The 241-nt window shown below is 61.8% G+C and carries 1 protein-coding gene; it reads left to right on the forward strand.

All coding sequences use genetic code 11. The annotated features are described in order from the left end of the window. Positions 1-221: hypothetical protein (locus CVH10_RS26380; RefSeq protein ID WP_219925089.1), on the forward strand; the 221-nt coding region annotated here is incomplete at its 5' end. Positions 222-241 lie beyond the last annotated feature (20 nt).

The raw sequence follows: 241 nt of genomic DNA on the forward strand, positions 1-241 counted from the left end.
GCTTTCTGCCCGCCCGGCAGATCCAGCTTCTCGCACGCGAGCAGGGCATAGGGGTCTACGCTCTTTGGAGCGGGGCTGCCTACGATTTCGACCCCGGCGCACGGGACGACATGTTGGTCTTCGGATACTCGTCGCTCAACGAAACGCAGATCGTGACAGCGGTCGGCCAGTTGCAGCAGATATTGCTTGGGCAAGCAGACCGCGGCGAAGGCACAGGTTAGGTCTGCTTCAGAGCACCCGA

Source organism: Halomonas sp. ND22Bw, assembly GCF_003011945.1.
GTDB lineage: Bacteria > Pseudomonadota > Gammaproteobacteria > Pseudomonadales > Halomonadaceae > Halomonas > Halomonas halophila.